We start from the raw sequence: 16,843 nt of genomic DNA on the forward strand, positions 1-16,843 counted from the left end.
GTCGGACGCCCGATGGCGCCCTCGGCGCCTGGTCTCAACGAGCGTGATGCCTCAGAGGCATATTTATGACTCAGAGGCATCACGCCCACAGCGATATCGCCACTCGCACGGTCACGCCGGCTGCGGAACCCGCCCCCGGCGGCGGCGGGAACGACCGGCCGGCGGAGCCGGCGACGACGGCTCATCCGGTACCGGGTCGAGGTCCGCGTCGCCGTCCTCGGGTCCGCCGTCCTCAAGCTCGCCGTCCTCGAGCTCGCCGTCCTCGAGTCCGCCGTCTTCGGGCTCACCCGGGGCACGGCCCTCGGCGGGGTCGTCGTGGCTCGCCGTCGGGCCGAACGCCTCCTCGACACCCGCTCCTCCGGCGAACGGTTCCGCGTCGCCGATCCCGGCGAACCGGTCGACCGCGCCGGCGAGCGCCCGCGCGGGTCCGCCGCCGAGCGGCCCGTCGAGGCCCGCACCGCCGCGGCCGGGCAGCTCGAAGTCCTCATCGAGGGGCCGGTCGTCGGGCAGGACCGGGGCCTGCCCGGCCGGCACCGGCTCGGTGGGCTCGCCGTGCACGCGGCTCTCGGCCGCCGCGTGCTCGACGGTGCTGGTCGTCATGCTCGGGCGGTTACGCAGGAAGCGGGCGCGGCCCCGGGACAGGTCGTGGCCCACGGCCACCGCCTCCAACTCGTAGAGGGTGCGGTGGTTGCCGGCGTCGTCGGTCCAGTCCCGCGTGTAGAGCCGGCCGCACGCCACCACGGGGTCGCCGACCATCACCGACGCGGCCACGCCCTCGGCGAGCTTGCGCCAGCAGTTCACGCGGACGCGCAGGCTGTTGCCGTCGACCCAGCGACCGCTGTCCCGGTCGAGCCGCCGGGCCGTCGAGGCGACCTTGAAGTTGGCCACCAGGGTGTTGCTCTGGGTGGTACGCCGCCACTCCGGCGCCGTCAGCACGTTGCCGACGATCGTGACGTAGGTGTCGAACATCGTCCCTCCAGGGGATCCGGGGCTGCCATCGCGAGTCGACTCGTGCCGAGCCTGCGCCGTACGACGGCCCGCCGCGACCGCCCCCGGACGGCCTGTGGACGGCCGGGCCGCCTGTGGACAACCGCCTGATCAAGCTCACATCTGCTAGACGGCCGATTCCGGGCCGGCTGACCTGGGTAGGGACTGGATCAACCGCGACACCAGCGGTTGAGCAACCGGCAGCGTCCCCGACGGAAGGACAGCGACCATGAGGACGACCAGCACCCGCACCGCCTCCGACACCGCGGAGGTGCGGTGATGAGCGCTGTCACGAACCCCGCGACCGTGGCGGAGTGCCTGCGGGTCGGCGCCGGCTTCTCGCAGGGCGACCGGAACTGGATCGTGGAGCAGTTCGCGACCCTCGACGCCCGGTTGGCCGCGTTCCACGCCGACGCCACCGAACTGGAGGTCTCGGTCAAGGACCGGAACGCCCGCGGGCAGAAGGTGACGCTGGAGTGCTGGATCGCCGGCCGCCAGAAGATCGTCACCACCTCCACCGAGGAGGACCTTCGGGCCGCGCTCAACGACGCCCGCGACGACCTGCGCCGGCGGCTGAACGACGCGAAGACCCGGCAGGAGCCGCGCCACAACAAGCACGTACGCGAGATCGGCCAGCCGGACGCCGACGCCGCGCCGGCCGACCTGGAACGCGTCGACGCGGAGACCGTCTGAGGCGTACGCCGTGGCCCCCGCCGCCGGTGCGGACCGCGCGGGGGCCACGGCGCCGCGGCCGGTCGGGGCTACCGCCCGGTAGCCTGCCGGCGTACCGTCGGCTCGTGGAACCGGACGTGCTGGGGCCGCCCTACGAGCGGCAGACGATCGACCTGGGCGCCGACGACGAGGGACCGGTGGTCGCCACCCTGGTCCGCCGACGCGCCGACCGGCCCACCCGGCGGGCCGTGCTCTACGTGCACGGCTTCGTGGACTACTTCTTCCAGACCCACCTGGCCGACTTCTTCGCCGAGCGGGGCTGGGACTTCTACGCGCTCGACCTGCGCAAGTACGGCCGGAGCCTGCTCACCCACCAGACCCCGAACTTCTGCCGCGACCTCGCCGACTACCACCCGGAGCTGGACGCGGCCGCGCGGATCATCCGCTCCGACGACGGCCACGACACCCTGCTCGCCATGGGTCACTCCACGGGCGGTCTCATCCTCTCGCTGTGGGCGCACGACCGGCGCGACGCCGGGGTCGTCGACGGGCTCTTCCTCAACAGCCCGTTCTTCGACATCAACGCGCCCTGGGTGGTGCGCAGGCCCGTCGCGGCCGCCGTCACCCGCCTGGGCCGCCGGGCGCCACACCGCATCCTTCCCTTCGGCCTCGGCACGGTGTACGGCGAGAGCATCCACTCCGACCACCGCGGCGAGTGGAGCTACGACCTCACCTGGAAGCCGCTCGCGGGGTTCCCCGTCCGGGCCGGCTGGCTGGGCGCGATCCGCACGGCGCAGCGGCAGCTCCGCGCCGGGCTGGACATCCCCGTCCCGGTGCTCGTCGCCTGCTCGACCCGGACGTTCCGGGGCCGGCGGTGGCACGAGTCGGCCGGTCTGGCCGACGCGGTCCTCGACGTCGAGCACATCGTCCGGTACGCCCCCCGCCTCGGCCGGCACGTGACCCTGGCCCGGTTCGACGGAGGTCTGCACGACCTCACGCTCTCCGGCCCCGCCGTGCGGGACCGGGTCTTCACCGAGGTGGGCCGCTGGGCCGACGCGTTCCTCGGCGCTGGCCCGACCGCCCCCGCCGACACCGTCGACGCGACCGATCCCGCCGACGCGACCGCCCCCGCCGACGCCGTCGACGCGACCGCCCCGGCCGGCGTGGACCCCGCTCCCGCCCCCGCGCCCGCGAGCCGGCGTCCCGCCGATCCCGCGGCCGCGCCCGGCGGCTGAGCGACCGCCCTCAGTCCTCGCCCGTTCCGGGAAGCGCCGCGCGGATCCGGTCGAACGTCGCGACCGGATGCCCACCGGTGCCCGGCAGCACCAGGCCCAGGCAGTGCAGGGCCACGCCGCCCTCGGCGGCCGCCTCGACGCCGAAGACCGGCGCGCCGACGTACCCCGGCGGCAGCTCGGCGACGATCCGCAGTCCCTCGCCCGCGCGGACCACCCGCTCGACCGCCACCTCCAGGGGCCGCTCGCCCTCATCCCGTACGCCCAGCGCCAGCACGAATGCCGAGCCCGGCTCGGCGCCGATCCGGGCGACCACGGCGGCGTCGGCCGCCAGGACGTCCACCACCGGCTGGGCCCGCCACGCCCAGCCACCCTCACCCGCCTGTCGGTGCAGGCCGGCGACCGGCAGGACCGCGACGCCCAGCTCAGGGCGACGGACCCACCCGTCGACCGGCAGCGCGTCCGGGCCCGCGTCGGCCGGCTCGGTGACGCTCGCCCGGAGGCCCAGCTCACCCGCGCCGCCGGTCACCGCGTCGGCGGTGAGGAGATACTCGTCGCCACCCTCCCGGTAGAAGAAGGCGGTGCCGTAGCCGCCGGCGCCGTCGCGGTCGGCGTCGTCGGTGCGGTGGTACGGCAGGATCGCGCGGCCGAGGAGCTGGCACAGCTCGTAGGCGACGTCGTCCTCGGCGTCGGGGTCAAGGAGCACGTCGCCGAGGGTACGGGGTGCGGTCCCGGCCCCCGGTGAACGCCGGTGATCGTGTCGCGTCGGCCGTCCGGCCCCGCCCGACGGCCCGGAAAACCGGTGCCCGGCGCCGCCGCCCCGTGCGACCCTTGCGGCCCAGGACGGTTACGTCGATCGGCCCGCGGCCGGGCGGTACCCTCTTGGCGCGACACCACGATCACGCGCCCGTAGCTCAGCGGATAGAGCAGGGGACTTCTAATCCCAAGGCCGCAGGTTCGAATCCTGCCGGGCGCACCCTCCCCGCCGCTGGTCAACGGCTTCCCGCTCCCGGTCGACACGATCACCACGGCCTCCGTGCAGCCAGCCGTACAGCCAAGTCAGGCCGAAGACGTGCCTCGCCGCCGGCCGGGGCCGGCCGGCCACGCTGACGGACGAAGGTACGGGCAATCTCGATGGGATGGCCTGTCTGGTTTCGTGTTAGATGCGGGTCATGTCGCTGACCATCGGGCCCGAGTTCACGATTCCCGGCTACAAAGTCATGGCCCCGCCTGACTACACCACCGAGTGCGACGCGACCGTGTATGCGGCAGATGGCGTGGTGGGACACGCCGCCTTCTGGTGGCACTTCCTGTCGGGACCCCTGGGTGCCTACCCGGAGTCGGAAGCCGCCTTCGAGGTGCGGGCCGCTGATTACCACGCGATGGGCGCCGTCCTGGACGACCCCGAGCGCTGGCCGGTCATTTCGGTGCGGCTCGACGGAGAAGCGTGGCTACGGATCGTGTACCGCAACATCGAGGATGCGGCAGGACTCGACTTCGTGGAGCAGCGGCCGGGCCGTCCGGCAGAGGTGGTCACCTCGGTCGAGGGCCACGGGTTCACGTCCGCGATGACCTGGGCGGAGCTGCTTGCCACAGCGGCGCTACCGGATGAGCGGCTGGCCTGGGCGCAGCGGCTCATCCTGATGCTGCCCATGCTGGGCCCACAGGAACTGTCCGAGGACGCCGAGGAGATTTTGCACAGGGCTCTGGAGGGGATCGGTGCAAGAAACCGGTCGGCCCTGGCAGCGGCCTTGCTCGACGCCTTGGACTGGCGTACTCACTAGCTGGAACCTCAAGGACCTCGGGGCTCCGCCCGCGACGATGCCGTTGTGCGGGCGGTCGCCATGACAGGCGAGGAACCGTCGGTGTCACAGCCTCGCCGTAGGTTCGACTGATGAGCGAAGAGCTACTGCTGCGATCCTGCGCGGCTGCGGAAGTGGACGCGCGCCGGGCCGTTCGGGAGTTTGACAACGCATGCCAGTGGCTGGACCGGGCCAAAGACGCGCTCGTGTCCCCGTTCGGGGCCGAGGTGTGGGTCTTCGACGAGGATCTGGGTCAGGTGCTGCTCGTGAACCATCCCTGGCGCGCCTGGGTCCCACCCGGCGGAAAGGTGGAGCCCGGCGAGACGCCTCGGGAAGCAGCCACCCGTGAGCTGTTCGAAGAGACGGGACTCCGCGCGGAGTTGCTGTCCACGCCCGCAGCCGTTGCCGTGCGCTCTTACAGCCGAGACTGGTCCCCGACCCTCGGGTTGTCGTATGTCGCGATCGTTGACGCCTCCACGCCGCTCGTCGGAGAGAGCGGGCAGCCGGTGGCATGGACGTGCCTGGACCACGACTGGGACAGCTTCTTCCCTGATGATCCACGTCGCATCCGTTGGCATGCAGGACAGCTGGCGCATGGACGAATTTCCAGGGGGTGAGCTGCAGGGCTCGGCCGACGGCCGCGCTGGCACCACGCCTTGGGCCACGAGCGACCTCGCCAAAGCACTGCGCTCATCGCGCCCGGCCCGACGAAGTATCGAGCCGGGCGCGTCGGGGAAGCTACGCCACGAAGCGGGAGCGGCGTCGGCGTCCGATCAGGTAGCCCGCGCCCCCGAGGAGCAGAAGGGCACCGCCGATGCCGGCCACGGTCGCCGTGTCGGCACCGGTCACGGGCAGCCCACCGCCCTCACCGCCGGGGGCGCCCAGGCTGGTGGAGGAGGCAGGGGTCGGTGCAACGGTCGTCGTGGCGCTGGGCGTGGCGCTCGGTGTCGGTGTGGGCTGAGACGTCGGCGTCGGCGTGGGCTGAGACGCGCAGTCGAGCGCACGTGCGGCGTACAGGCCGTTGTTCAGGTAAGCCAGGAGGGCATCGATGGTCCCGTCGTCGAGCGCCTTCTGCGCGGCCGCCTCCACATTGGCGCCAGCGTCCGGCAACGTCCGGTTCACCGTGATCCGCAAAGCCGTTGACCAAGCGGTCTGCACGTCCTTCTTGAGGAATGCGCGGAGATCATCCGCGGTGCCGTCCAGTCGCTCCTGAATGGCGTCAGGCAGAACGGGCAACGAGTCGGCGTTGGCCGCGGCCAGGATCTGGTTGGTCAACACGCGCACCTCTACGTTGGTGGCGGTATCCAGGTCGATGGTGAAAAGCTCGCGGATATCCCTGTACACCTTGCGCTCGACCGTTTGGCAGGCCTCGTTCAGCCCGGGCGATTCGGTTTGAGCCACGGCCGGTGCCGCCGGAATCAGGAAGGCCAGCGCCATCAGGACGCCGGCCGGTATCTTCCATCGCATGTGGATCTTCCTCCTGCTGCAAGCCAAAACACGGAGGTTACCGTCAGTGGACGGAAAAGCAAGAAGGGATTGACGTCCGCCCCGCGCCTGTACGGCGCGGTCGCTGCTCAATTCGCTCCACAAGGGATAAAGACCACCATCGAGATCATTGAACCAAAAATATGTCGCCGAGTTACGCGGGAGACGCGCACACGCTGCCATCCAGGTCGATCACCGCATGCTCCCCGACACAGCCGTCAGGCTACGGTCCCGGCGCGCACCACCGCCCGTGCCGCCGGGGTGTCGCCGTCGCGGGCGTCGCTACCCGGCCGCGCTGGACATCGGCTTCGAGCACAGCACGTCCGGGAACGGCAGGTACCCGAGCGCCTGCCAGAACCGCAGCGCCGCCGTGTCCTCCGGCATGACCAGAAGGTTCACCCGCGGGCATCCGAGGGCCGCGAACCCCGCCTCGAGGTCGGCGACCAGGCGGGTGGCGATGCCCTGCCGGCGGTGCGTCGGGTCCACGGCGAGCCGGAGGATCCAGCCCCGCCGGCCGTCGTAGGTGCCGAGCACCACGCCCACCACCGTCTCGCCGGCCACGGCCACGAGGAAGAGCTGCGGGTCGCGCAGCAGCTTCGCCTCCAGCTCCGCCCGGGGTACGACCTCACGGCCGGCCGACGTCCACAGCCGTACGACGGCGTCGTAGTCCGGCCAGCGGAACTGCCGAGTGTGGATCATGACGCCTATTCTCCACCCGCCCAAGGGATCGACGTTGGCGACGGCTTCCGGATCAGTGGTCGGACGGGAGGCGGTAGACGGACACGTGCGACCGCGACTCGGCGGTGAACTCGGCCCCCGTCCAGTCGGCGTGCCGGCTCTCCAGTTCGAACCCGGCCAGCTGCGCCATGAGGTCGAGTTCGGCGGGCCAGATGTAGCGGTGCGGGCTGCGGGTCAACCGTGCCTGCTGGGTCTCGTCGAACCGGAAGTGGTGCGACACGACGTGTTGGCGCAGCGTGTCGTACGTGTCGAGGCCGATGTAGTCGGGCTCGCAGCCGAAGACGACGGCCTGCTGGCCGGGTGGCAGCTTCCGCAGCTCGGGCACCCAGAGTTCGATCACGAACCGGCCGCCGGGCACGAGGTGGCGGGCGGCGTTGCGGAAGCAGGCGACCTGTTCGGCCTGGGTGAGCAGGTTCGAGATCGTGTTGTAGACGAGGTACACGAGCGTGAACTCGCCGGGGACCACGGTGGTCGCCATGTCGCCGACGGCCACCGGGATCGCCGCCTCGTCGGCCTTCGTCCGAAGCCGGTCGATCATCGGCGTGAACAGCTCGATGCCGGTGACGGACACCCCGCGCTCGGCGAGCGGGACGGCCACGCGGCCCGTGCCGATCGCGAACTCGAGCGCCCTTCCACCGCCCGCGAGGTCGGCGAGGCGCTCGACGGTGGGTTCGAGGACCTCCGGCGCGAACATGCCGACGCCCGGAGTGTCGTAACGCTGGGCGGCGTCGGCGTCCCAACAGATGTGCTGCTCCATGCCGCCCACCATCCCGGCGGGCGTACGGCTTGTCGAACGCTTTTCGGATTCCGGCGGATCAGGCGCCGGCGCGGGGCCACTCTGCAAACGGTTCACCGCGAGGATTCGGCGGGGCGCACGCCCGGGGCGGCCCTGTGGCAGGGTGCGGGCAGACACCGGCGAAGACCTGATCGGAGCGTGACGTCATGGCGCACATCGCCCTCGGATTCGACGAGCGGCAGTTCCCCGGCATCACCGGCCTGCTGCGGTTCCGCCCCGAGACGGCCGAGCCGCTCAACGCGCTGGCCGAGGTCCTGCTGCGCTCCGAGCCGCATCCGCTGAGCCGGGGCGAGCGGGAGCTGATCGCGGCGTACGTCTCCGGGCTCAACGCGTGCACGTACTGCTCCTGCGCCCACTCGGCCTTCGCGGCGGCCCAACTCGACGACGGGATGCCGCTCGTGGACCAGGTGCGCGCCGATCTGGACAACGCCCCGATCTCGGGCAAGCTGCGCGCGTTGCTGCGCATCGCCGCCGCCGTGCAGCAGGACGGCCGGATGGTGACGGCCGACCTCGTCGACGCGGCCCGCGCCGAGGGCGCCAGCGACGTGGAGCTGCACGACACGGTGCTGATCGCGGCGGCCTTCTGCATGTTCAACCGGTACGTCGACGGCCTCGACACGTTCGCTCCCACCGATCCCGACCCGTACGCCATGGCTGCCCGCCGCATTGTCAAGCAGGGCTACCGGAGCTGACCGGTCGCGGCGGCGGGTCATGTCGCCGGAGGCATGGCGTGACGGGCGCGCCGCTGCCGCTGGTCACCGGAGCAGGGCGGCGAGCGCCGGGTCCGCCCGGCCCAGTGTCGGAGCGCCCGAGGGCGGCACGACGAGTACCCGGAGGCAGCCGTCGAGTTCCGCGTACACGTCGGTGCCGGTGCCACCCGTGGGGCGGAGCAGCGCGAACCGGCCGGCCGGGGTGGTGCAGCGCGTCGCCGGCCCGGTCGCCGCCAGCGTCCGGATCACGGCGTCGTTCTCCCCGTGCGACAGGACCCTGCCGTACGCGAACTCGCCGGCCGGTTTCGCGCTCCCCCGCTCACTCGACGGAACCCGGTAGACGCAGAGCCGCAGGGCCGCCCCGGGAGCGATCCGCGCGGGCCCGGGCGGCGCGGGCGACCCGGTGGCCGTGTGCACGGCGATCATGTCCGCCCACCGCTGGACACAGCCGGCGGCGGCCGCCTCCGCGGACTCGATCTCGGCGAGCCGGCGTGTGCCGACGATGGTCGGCCGCAGGCGATCGAGGGCCTCGCGCACCTCGGGGCGGGGTTTGCCGCACCCGTCCCGGGGGATGCCGGGCCGCAGCCACCGTCCGCGTTCGTCGAGCAGGGCCAGCCAGGGCGGGACGACCATGTCGGCGGTGCACGGGCCGGCGGCTCGTGCCTCGTCCGGTAGCCGGAGGGCCTCGGCCAGCTCGGTCACCTCGTCGGCTCGGCGCTCGATCGCCACGAGGTCCGTGCCGCCGCCGGGCCGCGGGGTCGGCTGCTGTCCGCAGAGGACGGCGGCGACCGGCGTGAACGTGTCGTCGAGCAGCGGCAGCGTGGACGCCCCGGTGTCGGTGAGCAGCGGCAGCACGGTCGCCCCGGTGCCGGTCGGCGGCGCTGCCCCCCGCGTCTCCGCGCCGGCGTCTGCGCACGACGTCCAGCGGTCCTCGACCCGCGGCGGGCCGTGCTCACGGAGGCCGGGCCCGGGCGGGTCGGCCGCCGTCGCGCATCCGGTGAGCACGAGGCAGAGCAGCGCCGATCCGGTGATCCGGCGCGTCGACACCCGTCGCAGCATGTCGGTCAGACGCACACGGAGGCCGTCCGGTTCCGGGGCCGCCGGGCGGCCGTCGGGGGGCGTGCCCACGCGGCGGACGACGGCGGTGGCGGGCACGGTCCGCGTCGGCGCCGGTAACCGCCCGTCACCGGTCGGCACGTCGGCGGCCGGCCTCGGCGTCGCGCAGCGTGCGCGACCGGACGCATGTCGCACACCGTGTGTGATCGCGGCCAACGGCCTCGTGCTATTCTCACTCGTCGATCTATGCCGCGCGGCCCCGGAACGGGTCTTTGTCGGAAGGACGCGTCTCCCGATGCCGGCCGTTCCCGTTCGGACCGTGCCGCCCGCCGTGCTGGACAGCCCGGCCGGCGGCGCGCTCAGCCTCATCTTCACCACGCTGCCGGCCCTGCTCCGGCTGTCCTGCGGGCTGGTCGGGGCGGTGGTGGCGGTCTCCGTGCGTACGCCGCCCGTGCGGGTCGGGCTCCTCCTCCCCGTCGTGGCGCTGCTGACGGCCTGGTCGCTCTGGTACGGCGCGCGCGCCCTGCGGGGCGGGGTCACGCCGGCCCTGGTCGCCGGTGACGTGCTGCTCACCACGGTGGCCTGCCTGCTCGTCCCGCACCTGGTGGCGCCCGAGGTGCTGCCCGGTGAGGGCAGCTGGATCGCCGTGCTCGCCAGCACCACGGTGATCAACGCACAGGTCACCGCCCCGGCGCGCTGGTCCGTCCCGGCCGCCCTGCTGGTGGCCGCCGGCTACGGGGTCGGCGCGCAGGCGGCCGGAAACGCGCGGGAGGCGACCGCACACACCGCGACCCTGCTGGTGCAGACGGCCCTCACGGCGATGATGAGCACGGTGATGCGCCGCCGGATCGGGCGCGCCGACCGGGCCTTCGCGGCGCACCAGCGGCTGGCGAGCGAGGCGCTCGTGGCGCGCACGGCACGGGAGTCGGAGCGCCGGCAGAACCGCGACCTGCACGACACCGTGCTCGGCACGCTCACCATGGTGGGCCTCGGCGCGGTGTCCGGCCCGTCGGAGGCGCTGCGCCGGCGGTGCGCGGCCGACCTGCGTACGCTCACCGCGCTCGCCGACGCCCGGGCCGTGCCCGGCGACGGTCCGGTGTCGCTGGACGACCGGCTTCGGTCGGTGCGCGACCGGCTGCCGGAGCTGCCGGTGGCGCTCGACCTGGCGGCGTGCGCGGTGCCGGCCGCGGTGGCCGACGCCGTCGCGGAGAGCGTCTTCGCGGCGCTGTCCAATGTGGTCCGGCATGCGCCCGGCGCGCACGCCGAGCTGCGCGTGCGCCGGGTCGGTGGCGGCGTCGCGGCCGAGGTGGTCGACGACGGTCCGGGGTTCGACCCGGCCGTCGTCTCGCCGCACCGGTACGGGCTGCGCGAGTCGGTCCGCGGCCGGATGGCGGCGATCGGGGGCAGTGCCCGGATCGACTCGGCGCCCGGCGCGGGCACCCGGATCCGCCTGGAGTGGCCCGGTGTCGGCTGAGCTGGACGCCGCCCCGGTGACCGGCGCACGTCCGGGCGTCGCCACCGGCCCCGGGGAGCCGGCCGCCGGATGGACGGCTCCTGGCTCCCGTACGCCGCAGGCGGCCGCGGTGGGGCGGGCGGCGGCCGCGGTGGCGCAGGCCTCCGACGGCAGCGCCCGGTTCGCCGCCGTCGTCATCGCCCTGGCCTGGCACAGCGCCATCGGCCTGCCGGCGGTGCTCGCCAACCGGGCCGAGCTGGCGGCGCCCGGCGTGGTGCTCGGCGCCTGGATCGGGGTGGCGGCGATCGGCGTGCTCGCCGGCGTCCGGCTCCTGCGGGGCACGCCGCTGCCGGCCTGGCCGCTGGCCGGCGTGCTGCTGGCGGTCGACGTCACGGTCTTCGCGGCGGCCGGCGAGCGGCAGCTGTTCACCGCGGCGAACTGGGTGTGGGGCACGCTCGGCTGGTTCTTCGTGGTGGCTCTCTGGGGCCGGCGCGTACGGGGGCTGGTCCTCCTGCTGGCCGCCCACTCGCTCATCGCGCTGGCGGCGGTCGTGGGCTACGGCCAGACCGCACCGGCCGACCTGGCGCGCTTCGCGATGTACGTCTACGGCACCTACTCGCTGCCGGTGGCCGCCTTCGTCGGCAGTGCCGTGATCGCGGCGCTGTCCCGGGAGCGGGCCGCCACGGCCGCGGCCACCCATGCCATGGCCGCCGAGCGGGACGCCGCCGAGCGGGCCCGACGGGAGCGCCGGGACCGGTTGGCACTGGTCAGCGGCACCGCCGGGGCGGTGCTCGCCGAACTGGCGGACGGGCGTGCCGACCCGACCGACCCGCGGGTGCAGCGGCGGGCCGTGCTGGCCGCCGCGCGGCTGCGGCGGCTGATCGCCGAGTCCGACGACGTGCCCGACCCGCTGCTGCACGAGCTGCGCGCGGCCGCCGACGTGGCGGAGCGCAACGGACTCCCGATCGACCTGATCATCATCGGTACGCCGCCGCCACTGCCGGTGCGCGTCCGCCGCCGGCTCGCCGACCCGCCCACCGCCACGCTGGCCGACGCGCAGGGGTGGGCCCGGTTGACGGTGGTGTCCGCCCCGGACGAGGTGGTGGTCAGCCTCGTGACCCCGGACCGGGACGGCCCGGACGCCACGGGTCCGCCGGTCGGCGACGAGGACGCCGGGGATGAGGACGGCCGGGTGGATCGGCTCTACGAGCGGGACGGGGAGATCAGATGGGCGCAGACCCGGTGGCGGAGATGAGTGACGGACGACCGGTCGGGGTGGCCATCGTGGACGACCACCCGGTGGTGGTCGAGGGGGTCCGCGCCTGGCTGGCCAGCGAGCCCCGGCTGACCGTCCTGGCCACCGGGGACGACCCGGACGAGGTGCTGCGGGCCGCGCCGGAGGCCGATGTCGTCCTGCTGGACCTGCGGTTGCACGGCCGGATGGCGCTGGACAAGTTGGCCGAGCTGAGCGCGGCCGGGCGCCGCGTGGTGGTCTACTCCGAGCACACCGACCCGGAGACGATGCTCGCCGCGCTGGACGCCGGCGCGGTGGCGTTCCTCGCCAAGCACGAGGGCCGCGAGCACTGCGTGGCCACCGTTCTCGCCGCGGCCAGCGACCGCCCGTACGTGCCGCCCGCGCTGGCCGGCGCGATGGTCGGTGACCCGCGGCCCGACCGCCCCGTCCTGTCCGACAAGGAGCGTGAGGCGCTGCTGCTGTGGTTCCAGTCGATGTCGAAGGCGTCGGTGGCCCGCCGGATGCGGATCAGCGAGCACACGGTCAAGCAGTACGTCGACCGAGCGCGGATCAAGTACACCCGAGCGGGCCGGCCGGCCGCCACGAAGGCGGCGTTGCTCGCCCGCGCGATCGAGGACGGCCTCATCCGGCCGGAAGAGATCGGCATCTACCGGTCGCAGGCGAGGTACGACCGGCCGACCCCCTAACGGGTGTCATGACACCTGGCCTGCGGATCCACCACCCTGGACGGCGATGGTCAGCTGTGTGGGAGGTCCTCACGATGCAGGGTGACGCGTCCCCCTTCTTCATCGGTCCGTACCGGTTCGACGCACCGGACGATGAGGTGGGGCCGGTGCTCGACCGCCGGTACGAGCTGGTGCCGGCCGGCGGCGAGCGGGTGCTCTGGCGGCACCGGCTGCCGGTGGCGGGTTACCTGCTGGGCCCGAGCGAGACACGCCGGGCCTGGACGCTGCCCGCGCCGGTGGCGGTGACCGTCACGGACCAGCGGATCGTCTGGGTGGGCGAGGGGCCGCAGCTCGCCGTGCTGGCCGACGGCGTGGCCCGGCACCGGCCACCGGTCCGCCTGCCGGGCCTCATGAGCGGTCAGGTCCGGTGGCAGTGGCCGTCCCGGTTGGAGCTGCTGCCGGCCGGGCCGGGCACGCCGGCGCAGCTGCTGATCGTCTGCGACGCCCTGCGGACCATCCGGCAGCCCGCGCTGGCGCTCGGCGGCACCACCGGGCAGGTGGCCGAGCTGGCCGGGCAGGTGTGCCACACGGTGGCCGGGTTCCGGCTCGCCCGCCCGCACATGGTCGACCTGTCCGGGCAGGAGCGGGAGGTGCTGGCGCGCCGCTCCGCCGCCGCGCCGTCGACCGGCGACGGCCGGATCACGCTGCCCGGGTCGCTGCCCGTGGAGTTCCGTTCGCGGGACGACTACTACCGGCGTGCGGAGGGATCGGCGCCCGAGCCGCCCGGGCGCGCAGGCGGCGCAGCATACGGGCATCGGTGAACCCCACGGCCCGGGCCGCGCTCTCGACCGTGGCCCCGTGCCCGATCAGGTGCTCGGCCCGCTCGACCCGGAGCACCTGCTGGTAACCGAGCGGGGTGAGGCCGGTCGCCTGGCGGAACAGCCGGGTCAGCGTCCGCTCGGCGACCCCGCCGGCGGCGGCCAGCTCCGCCAGCGGCAGCGGCTCGGCGAACCGGCTGTCGATGAGGTCCTGCACCCGGTGCACGGCGTCGGAGAGGTGCGAGCGGTGCCGCATCATGGCGCTGGTCTGCTGTTCGTGGCCGTTGCGGCGGGCGTACACGACGAGGGTCCGGGCGACGCGGGCCGCGGCGGCCGGGCCGTGCCGGGCGGCGACGAGGTGCAGCGCCACGTCGATGCCGCTGGCGATGCCGGCCGAGGTGACCACCCGGTCGTCGACGACGTAGAGCACGTCCCGGACGACCCGGGCGGCCGGATGCCGCCGGGCGAGGTCGTCCTGCACGTCGTGGTGGGTCGTGCAGCGGCGCCCGTCGAGGAGGCCGGCCCGGCCCAGGGCGTACGCGCCGGCGCAGACGCTGGCCACCGTGCCGCCGGCCGCGTGGTGGGCGGCCAGCCGGCGTAGGTCGTCCTCGCCGACCGGGCCGGCCGGGCCGTGCGCGGCCGGACGCCAGCCGGGCACCACCACGAGGTCGTCCGCGGTCAGCTCGGGCCACGTCGTGGTGGCGACCAGCGGAACACCCTGGACGGTGGGCACCTGTTCCCGCGCGGCCACGTAGTGCAGGCGGTAGTCGTGCCCGAGGTCGGCGGCCGTGGAGAAGACCTGGGCCGGGCCCGCGAGGTCCAGCAGGTGCAGCTGCGGGACGAGCAGGAAGACGACCCGGGCCACCGGTCAGCCCCGGGCGCCGGCGAGCGCCGCGCCGACGACCTCGTCCACCGTGCGTACGGCGGCGAACCGGCCGGCGAGCGCGTACTCGGTGCGGAGGACGATCTCCTCGTTGGCGAGGGTGCGGGGGTCGGCGAGGATCTCCGCCACGGTGGCGTCCTCCGGCAGGTCCCGGTGCGGAATGGGAAACGTCATGGTCGCGTCCGTCACGAACGTCATCCGGTAGCCGAGGTCGGACCCGACCCGGGCCGTGGTCTCGACGCACTGCTCGGTGCGGATGCCGCAGACCGTGACGTCCCGGATACCGGCGAGGGTGAGGAGCTGCTGGAGGTTCGTGGTGGTGAAGGCGTTGTGCGACGTCTTGACCAGCGTCGGCTCTCCCGGCTCGGGAACGAGACCGTCGATGAGGCGGACGTGCCCGGAGGCCGGGTCGAACACGCCACCCGTGCCGGGCTCGGCGTGCAGGACCCACACCACCAGGTCGCCGCGCCCCCGGGCGGCGTCCACCAGCCGGCCCACCTGCCGGACGATGTCGGGGCTGGAGCCGTACGCCCAAATGGGGCGCTGGCGGAAGGACTCCTGTACGTCGATCACGACGAGTGCGGCTTCGCTCATGAAAAGGATCCTGCCCCGACGAGAACGGAAAGAGCAGACACCATCCCGCCCCGATCCGGAACGATCCGGCCCGCGTCCCTCTCCCCCGCGATCTTGCACTTTGTGCCCCTCGTCCGCGTCTTTCGTCCCGTTCGCCGGGGCAGGAAGTGCAAGATCGGCGCTAACGATGCTCGGCGACGCTAGTGCTGCTCGGCGGCGGCGGCCTCCTCCGGGGTGGGCGCCGTCCCGCCCAGGTGCGCGGGCAGCCACCACCGGTCCTCCGGGCCGGTGGGCGGCTCGGGATACTCCCGCTGGGCCCGGTCGACGAGAGCGGACAGCCGCTCCTTCAACGCCACGGTCATCGTCGTGGCGTCGGGCCAGGCGGCCGGCTCCATCGGCTCGCCCACCAGGATCGTGATCGGGGTGTGCCGGCGGGTCAGGGTACGGGGGCGGCCCTTCGTCCATAGGCGCTGGGTGCCCCACAGAGCGACCGGCAGAACCGGCACCGCCGCCTCGCGGGCCATCCGGGTCGCGCCGCTCTTCAGCTCCTTCACGACGAACGATTGGCTGATCGTCGCCTCGGGGAAGACCCCGACCACCTCGCCGCGGCGCAGTGCGTCCACCGCGGCCGCGTACGAGCCGGCGCCGGCGGCCCGGTCGACCGGGATGTGCCGCATACCGCGCATGAGTGGCCCGGAGACCCGGTGCGAGAAGACCGACTGCTTGGCCATGAACCGGACCAGCCGGCGGGACTCGTGCGCGCCGAATCCGCAGAAGATGAAGTCCAGGTAGCTGACGTGGTTGCTGGCGAGCACGGCGCCGCCGGCGCGGGGCACGTGGTGGGCGCCCTCGACGGTGATCCTGAGGTCGAGGACCCGGAACATCGTCTTGGCGAAGGCGATCACGGGCGGGTACACGAGTTCCGGCATCCGCGGAATCTACCCGGGCCGCCTGGGATCCGCCTGGGAATGTTTTCTGCCGACAGCGGAGTGGCTTGGTCGCGCGGCGGTCCGGGCAGCAGCATGGCAATCATGACCGAACGAGGTGTGGTGCTCTGGATCCACGGCGGCGGCTGGCGCGGCCGGGCGAGCGAGGACGGCGCGGCGCTGGCTGCGCACGGGCTGCGGGTGGTGCCCGCCACCTACCGCTTCGCCGGCGAGGCGCGGTGGCCGGCCCAGCTCGACGACGTACGCGCCGCGGCCCGGCTTGCCCGGGCGGAGGCCGACGGCCTGCCGCTGCTGGTCGCCGGCGACTCCGCGGGCGCGATGCTCGCCCTGCACCTCGCGCTGCGCGGCGTCGACCGACCGGACGACGTGGCGGGCGCGCTCGCGTACTGGCCGCCCGTGGACCCGACCGCCGCCGACTGGAAGCGGCTGCGCGCCGGCGACGACCCGTGGGCCGACCTGCTCGGCCACCCACCTGCCGCGGGCGACCCGGCCACCGTCGACGCCACCGTCGCCACACACCTCGGCAACCGGGTGCCGGTGCTGCTGGTCCATGGGTTCGACGACCGCTCGGTGCCGGCCAGCCAGACCGTCGGGCTCACGGATGCGCTGCTGGCCGCCGGGCACCCCGTGCACACCTGGGTGACCCACGGCGGGCACGCGCTGGCCTTGGACCGTCGCGACCTGGGCGCGGTGACCGCCGCTTTCCTCGACACCGTGCTTCCGCCGGCCTGAGCCGGCGACGGGACCACCGCCGCATTGAGAGCGGGCCGC

Annotated in this window: 17 protein-coding genes, 1 tRNA gene and 2 pseudogenes; 11 read left to right on the forward strand and 9 right to left on the reverse strand. The window is 73.8% G+C overall.

What is annotated here, in order from left to right; translation table 11 throughout:
• Positions 1 to 111: 111 nt before the first annotated feature.
• On the reverse strand, positions 112 to 969 hold the full coding sequence (locus tag ACSNOA_RS26545; protein WP_436662519.1) for a single-stranded DNA-binding protein: 858 nt from the start codon (positions 967 to 969) through the stop codon (positions 112 to 114).
• A 297-nt stretch (positions 970 to 1,266) separates the two neighbouring features.
• Here ACSNOA_RS26545 and ACSNOA_RS26550 point away from each other — a divergent pair, with 297 nt between their 5' ends.
• Together ACSNOA_RS26550 and ACSNOA_RS26555 are read left to right on the forward strand one after the other, a co-directional pair.
• The gene (locus ACSNOA_RS26550) at positions 1,267 to 1,680 is read left to right on the forward strand and encodes an HPF/RaiA family ribosome-associated protein (protein ID WP_436662520.1); all 414 of its coding nucleotides are present in this window, start codon (positions 1,267 to 1,269) and stop codon (positions 1,678 to 1,680) included.
• A gap of 104 nt (positions 1,681 to 1,784) precedes the next feature.
• Positions 1,785 to 2,816, forward strand: a pseudogene (locus tag ACSNOA_RS26555) (alpha/beta hydrolase); the annotation flags it as partial.
• An 88-nt stretch (positions 2,817 to 2,904) separates the two neighbouring features.
• On the opposite strand, the gene ACSNOA_RS26560 reads toward ACSNOA_RS26555, so the two are convergent.
• The gene (locus ACSNOA_RS26560) at positions 2,905 to 3,597 is read right to left on the reverse strand and encodes a hypothetical protein (protein ID WP_436662521.1); all 693 of its coding nucleotides are present in this window, start codon (positions 3,595 to 3,597) and stop codon (positions 2,905 to 2,907) included.
• A gap of 197 nt (positions 3,598 to 3,794) precedes the next feature.
• Between ACSNOA_RS26560 and ACSNOA_RS26565 the strand changes: the two genes are divergently transcribed.
• The 3 genes from ACSNOA_RS26565 (at position 3,795) to ACSNOA_RS26575 (ending at position 5,310) form a co-directional block, all read left to right on the forward strand.
• A tRNA-Arg gene (locus ACSNOA_RS26565) sits at positions 3,795 to 3,867 on the forward strand.
• 196 nt (positions 3,868 to 4,063) lie between these two features.
• On the forward strand, positions 4,064 to 4,675 hold the full coding sequence (locus tag ACSNOA_RS26570; protein WP_436662522.1) for a hypothetical protein: 612 nt from the start codon (positions 4,064 to 4,066) through the stop codon (positions 4,673 to 4,675).
• A gap of 110 nt (positions 4,676 to 4,785) precedes the next feature.
• Positions 4,786 to 5,310, forward strand: coding sequence for an NUDIX hydrolase (locus ACSNOA_RS26575; RefSeq protein ID WP_436662523.1), 525 nt, complete (start codon positions 4,786 to 4,788; stop codon positions 5,308 to 5,310).
• Positions 5,311 to 5,431: 121 nt separating this feature from the next.
• Here ACSNOA_RS26575 and ACSNOA_RS26580 read toward each other — a convergent pair whose 3' ends face one another.
• The 3 genes from ACSNOA_RS26580 to ACSNOA_RS26590 all read right to left on the reverse strand — a co-directional run bounded on the left by ACSNOA_RS26580 (position 5,432) and on the right by ACSNOA_RS26590 (position 7,673).
• Positions 5,432 to 6,160 carry an LPXTG cell wall anchor domain-containing protein gene (locus ACSNOA_RS26580; protein ID WP_436662524.1) on the reverse strand — a complete coding sequence of 243 codons (729 nt, stop codon included), beginning with the start codon at positions 6,158 to 6,160 and terminating at the stop codon, positions 5,432 to 5,434.
• A gap of 300 nt (positions 6,161 to 6,460) precedes the next feature.
• Positions 6,461 to 6,877, reverse strand: a complete 417-nt coding sequence (locus ACSNOA_RS26585; protein ID WP_436662525.1) for a GNAT family N-acetyltransferase — start codon at positions 6,875 to 6,877, stop codon at positions 6,461 to 6,463.
• A 52-nt stretch (positions 6,878 to 6,929) separates the two neighbouring features.
• The gene (locus tag ACSNOA_RS26590; protein ID WP_436662526.1) at positions 6,930 to 7,673 is read right to left on the reverse strand and encodes a class I SAM-dependent methyltransferase; all 744 of its coding nucleotides are present in this window, start codon (positions 7,671 to 7,673) and stop codon (positions 6,930 to 6,932) included.
• A 185-nt stretch (positions 7,674 to 7,858) separates the two neighbouring features.
• Here ACSNOA_RS26590 and ACSNOA_RS26595 point away from each other — a divergent pair, with 185 nt between their 5' ends.
• Positions 7,859 to 8,404 (forward strand): carboxymuconolactone decarboxylase family protein, encoded by a 546-nt coding sequence (locus ACSNOA_RS26595; protein ID WP_436662527.1) that lies wholly within the window; start codon positions 7,859 to 7,861, stop codon positions 8,402 to 8,404.
• 63 nt (positions 8,405 to 8,467) lie between these two features.
• On the opposite strand, the gene ACSNOA_RS26600 is transcribed toward ACSNOA_RS26595, so the two are convergent.
• Positions 8,468 to 9,469 (reverse strand): hypothetical protein, encoded by a 1,002-nt coding sequence (locus ACSNOA_RS26600; RefSeq protein WP_436662528.1) that lies wholly within the window; start codon positions 9,467 to 9,469, stop codon positions 8,468 to 8,470.
• Between the two features lie 304 nt (positions 9,470 to 9,773).
• On the opposite strand from ACSNOA_RS26600, the gene ACSNOA_RS26605 reads away from it, so the two are divergent.
• The 4 genes from ACSNOA_RS26605 to ACSNOA_RS26620 all read left to right on the forward strand — a co-directional run bounded on the left by ACSNOA_RS26605 (position 9,774) and on the right by ACSNOA_RS26620 (position 13,672).
• The gene (locus ACSNOA_RS26605) at positions 9,774 to 10,952 is read left to right on the forward strand and encodes a sensor histidine kinase (protein WP_436662529.1); all 1,179 of its coding nucleotides are present in this window, start codon (positions 9,774 to 9,776) and stop codon (positions 10,950 to 10,952) included.
• Positions 10,953 to 11,061: 109 nt separating this feature from the next.
• Positions 11,062 to 12,186: a hypothetical protein gene (locus tag ACSNOA_RS26610; RefSeq protein ID WP_436663387.1), complete on the forward strand. Its 1,125-nt coding sequence runs from the start codon at positions 11,062 to 11,064 to the stop codon at positions 12,184 to 12,186.
• Positions 12,159 to 12,872: a response regulator transcription factor gene (locus ACSNOA_RS26615; RefSeq protein ID WP_436662530.1), complete on the forward strand. Its 714-nt coding sequence runs from the start codon at positions 12,159 to 12,161 to the stop codon at positions 12,870 to 12,872. The genes ACSNOA_RS26610 and ACSNOA_RS26615 overlap by 28 nt, the downstream gene beginning before the upstream one ends.
• A gap of 74 nt (positions 12,873 to 12,946) precedes the next feature.
• Positions 12,947 to 13,672 carry a hypothetical protein gene (locus tag ACSNOA_RS26620; RefSeq protein WP_436662531.1) on the forward strand — a complete coding sequence of 242 codons (726 nt, stop codon included), beginning with the start codon at positions 12,947 to 12,949 and terminating at the stop codon, positions 13,670 to 13,672.
• A gap of 31 nt (positions 13,673 to 13,703) precedes the next feature.
• Here ACSNOA_RS26620 and ACSNOA_RS26625 read toward each other — a convergent pair.
• From ACSNOA_RS26625 to ACSNOA_RS26635, 3 genes and pseudogenes are all read right to left on the reverse strand, one after another.
• Positions 13,704 to 14,534 (reverse strand): annotated as a pseudogene (locus tag ACSNOA_RS26625) (GlxA family transcriptional regulator); the annotation flags it as partial.
• Positions 14,535 to 14,537: 3 nt separating this feature from the next.
• Complete coding sequence (locus ACSNOA_RS26630; protein ID WP_436662532.1) at positions 14,538 to 15,146, reverse strand: cysteine hydrolase family protein; 609 nt, start codon at positions 15,144 to 15,146, stop codon at positions 14,538 to 14,540.
• Between the two features lie 179 nt (positions 15,147 to 15,325).
• Complete coding sequence (locus ACSNOA_RS26635; protein ID WP_436662533.1) at positions 15,326 to 16,054, reverse strand: lysophospholipid acyltransferase family protein; 729 nt, start codon at positions 16,052 to 16,054, stop codon at positions 15,326 to 15,328.
• A 102-nt stretch (positions 16,055 to 16,156) separates the two neighbouring features.
• On the opposite strand from ACSNOA_RS26635, the gene ACSNOA_RS26640 reads away from it, so the two are divergent.
• Positions 16,157 to 16,804: an alpha/beta hydrolase gene (locus ACSNOA_RS26640; protein WP_436662534.1), complete on the forward strand. Its 648-nt coding sequence runs from the start codon at positions 16,157 to 16,159 to the stop codon at positions 16,802 to 16,804.
• Positions 16,805 to 16,843: the final 39 nt, after the last annotated feature.

Origin of the sequence: Micromonospora sp. URMC 103 (assembly GCF_051386435.1) — a bacterium.
Classification (GTDB): Bacteria; Actinomycetota; Actinomycetes; order Mycobacteriales; family Micromonosporaceae; genus Micromonospora.

Excerpts from the sequence above, each read along its gene's own strand:
- ACSNOA_RS26580 (WP_436662524.1), bottom strand. The coding sequence starts at position 6,160 with ATGCGATGGAAGATACCGGCCGGCGTCCTGATGGCGCTGGCCTTCCTG.
- ACSNOA_RS26585 (WP_436662525.1), bottom strand. The coding sequence starts at position 6,877 with ATGATCCACACTCGGCAGTTCCGCTGGCCGGACTACGACGCCGTCGTA.
- ACSNOA_RS26640 (WP_436662534.1), top strand. The coding sequence starts at position 16,157 with ATGACCGAACGAGGTGTGGTGCTCTGGATCCACGGCGGCGGCTGGCGC.
- ACSNOA_RS26550 (WP_436662520.1), top strand. The coding sequence starts at position 1,267 with ATGAGCGCTGTCACGAACCCCGCGACCGTGGCGGAGTGCCTGCGGGTC.
- ACSNOA_RS26630 (WP_436662532.1), bottom strand. The coding sequence starts at position 15,146 with ATGAGCGAAGCCGCACTCGTCGTGATCGACGTACAGGAGTCCTTCCGC.
- ACSNOA_RS26590 (WP_436662526.1), bottom strand. The coding sequence starts at position 7,673 with ATGGAGCAGCACATCTGTTGGGACGCCGACGCCGCCCAGCGTTACGAC.
- ACSNOA_RS26570 (WP_436662522.1), top strand. The coding sequence starts at position 4,064 with ATGTCGCTGACCATCGGGCCCGAGTTCACGATTCCCGGCTACAAAGTC.
- ACSNOA_RS26545 (WP_436662519.1), bottom strand. The coding sequence starts at position 969 with ATGTTCGACACCTACGTCACGATCGTCGGCAACGTGCTGACGGCGCCG.
- ACSNOA_RS26575 (WP_436662523.1), top strand. The coding sequence starts at position 4,786 with ATGAGCGAAGAGCTACTGCTGCGATCCTGCGCGGCTGCGGAAGTGGAC.
- ACSNOA_RS26635 (WP_436662533.1), bottom strand. The coding sequence starts at position 16,054 with ATGCCGGAACTCGTGTACCCGCCCGTGATCGCCTTCGCCAAGACGATG.
- ACSNOA_RS26620 (WP_436662531.1), top strand. The coding sequence starts at position 12,947 with ATGCAGGGTGACGCGTCCCCCTTCTTCATCGGTCCGTACCGGTTCGAC.
- ACSNOA_RS26595 (WP_436662527.1), top strand. The coding sequence starts at position 7,859 with ATGGCGCACATCGCCCTCGGATTCGACGAGCGGCAGTTCCCCGGCATC.
- ACSNOA_RS26615 (WP_436662530.1), top strand. The coding sequence starts at position 12,159 with ATGGGCGCAGACCCGGTGGCGGAGATGAGTGACGGACGACCGGTCGGG.
- ACSNOA_RS26605 (WP_436662529.1), top strand. The coding sequence starts at position 9,774 with ATGCCGGCCGTTCCCGTTCGGACCGTGCCGCCCGCCGTGCTGGACAGC.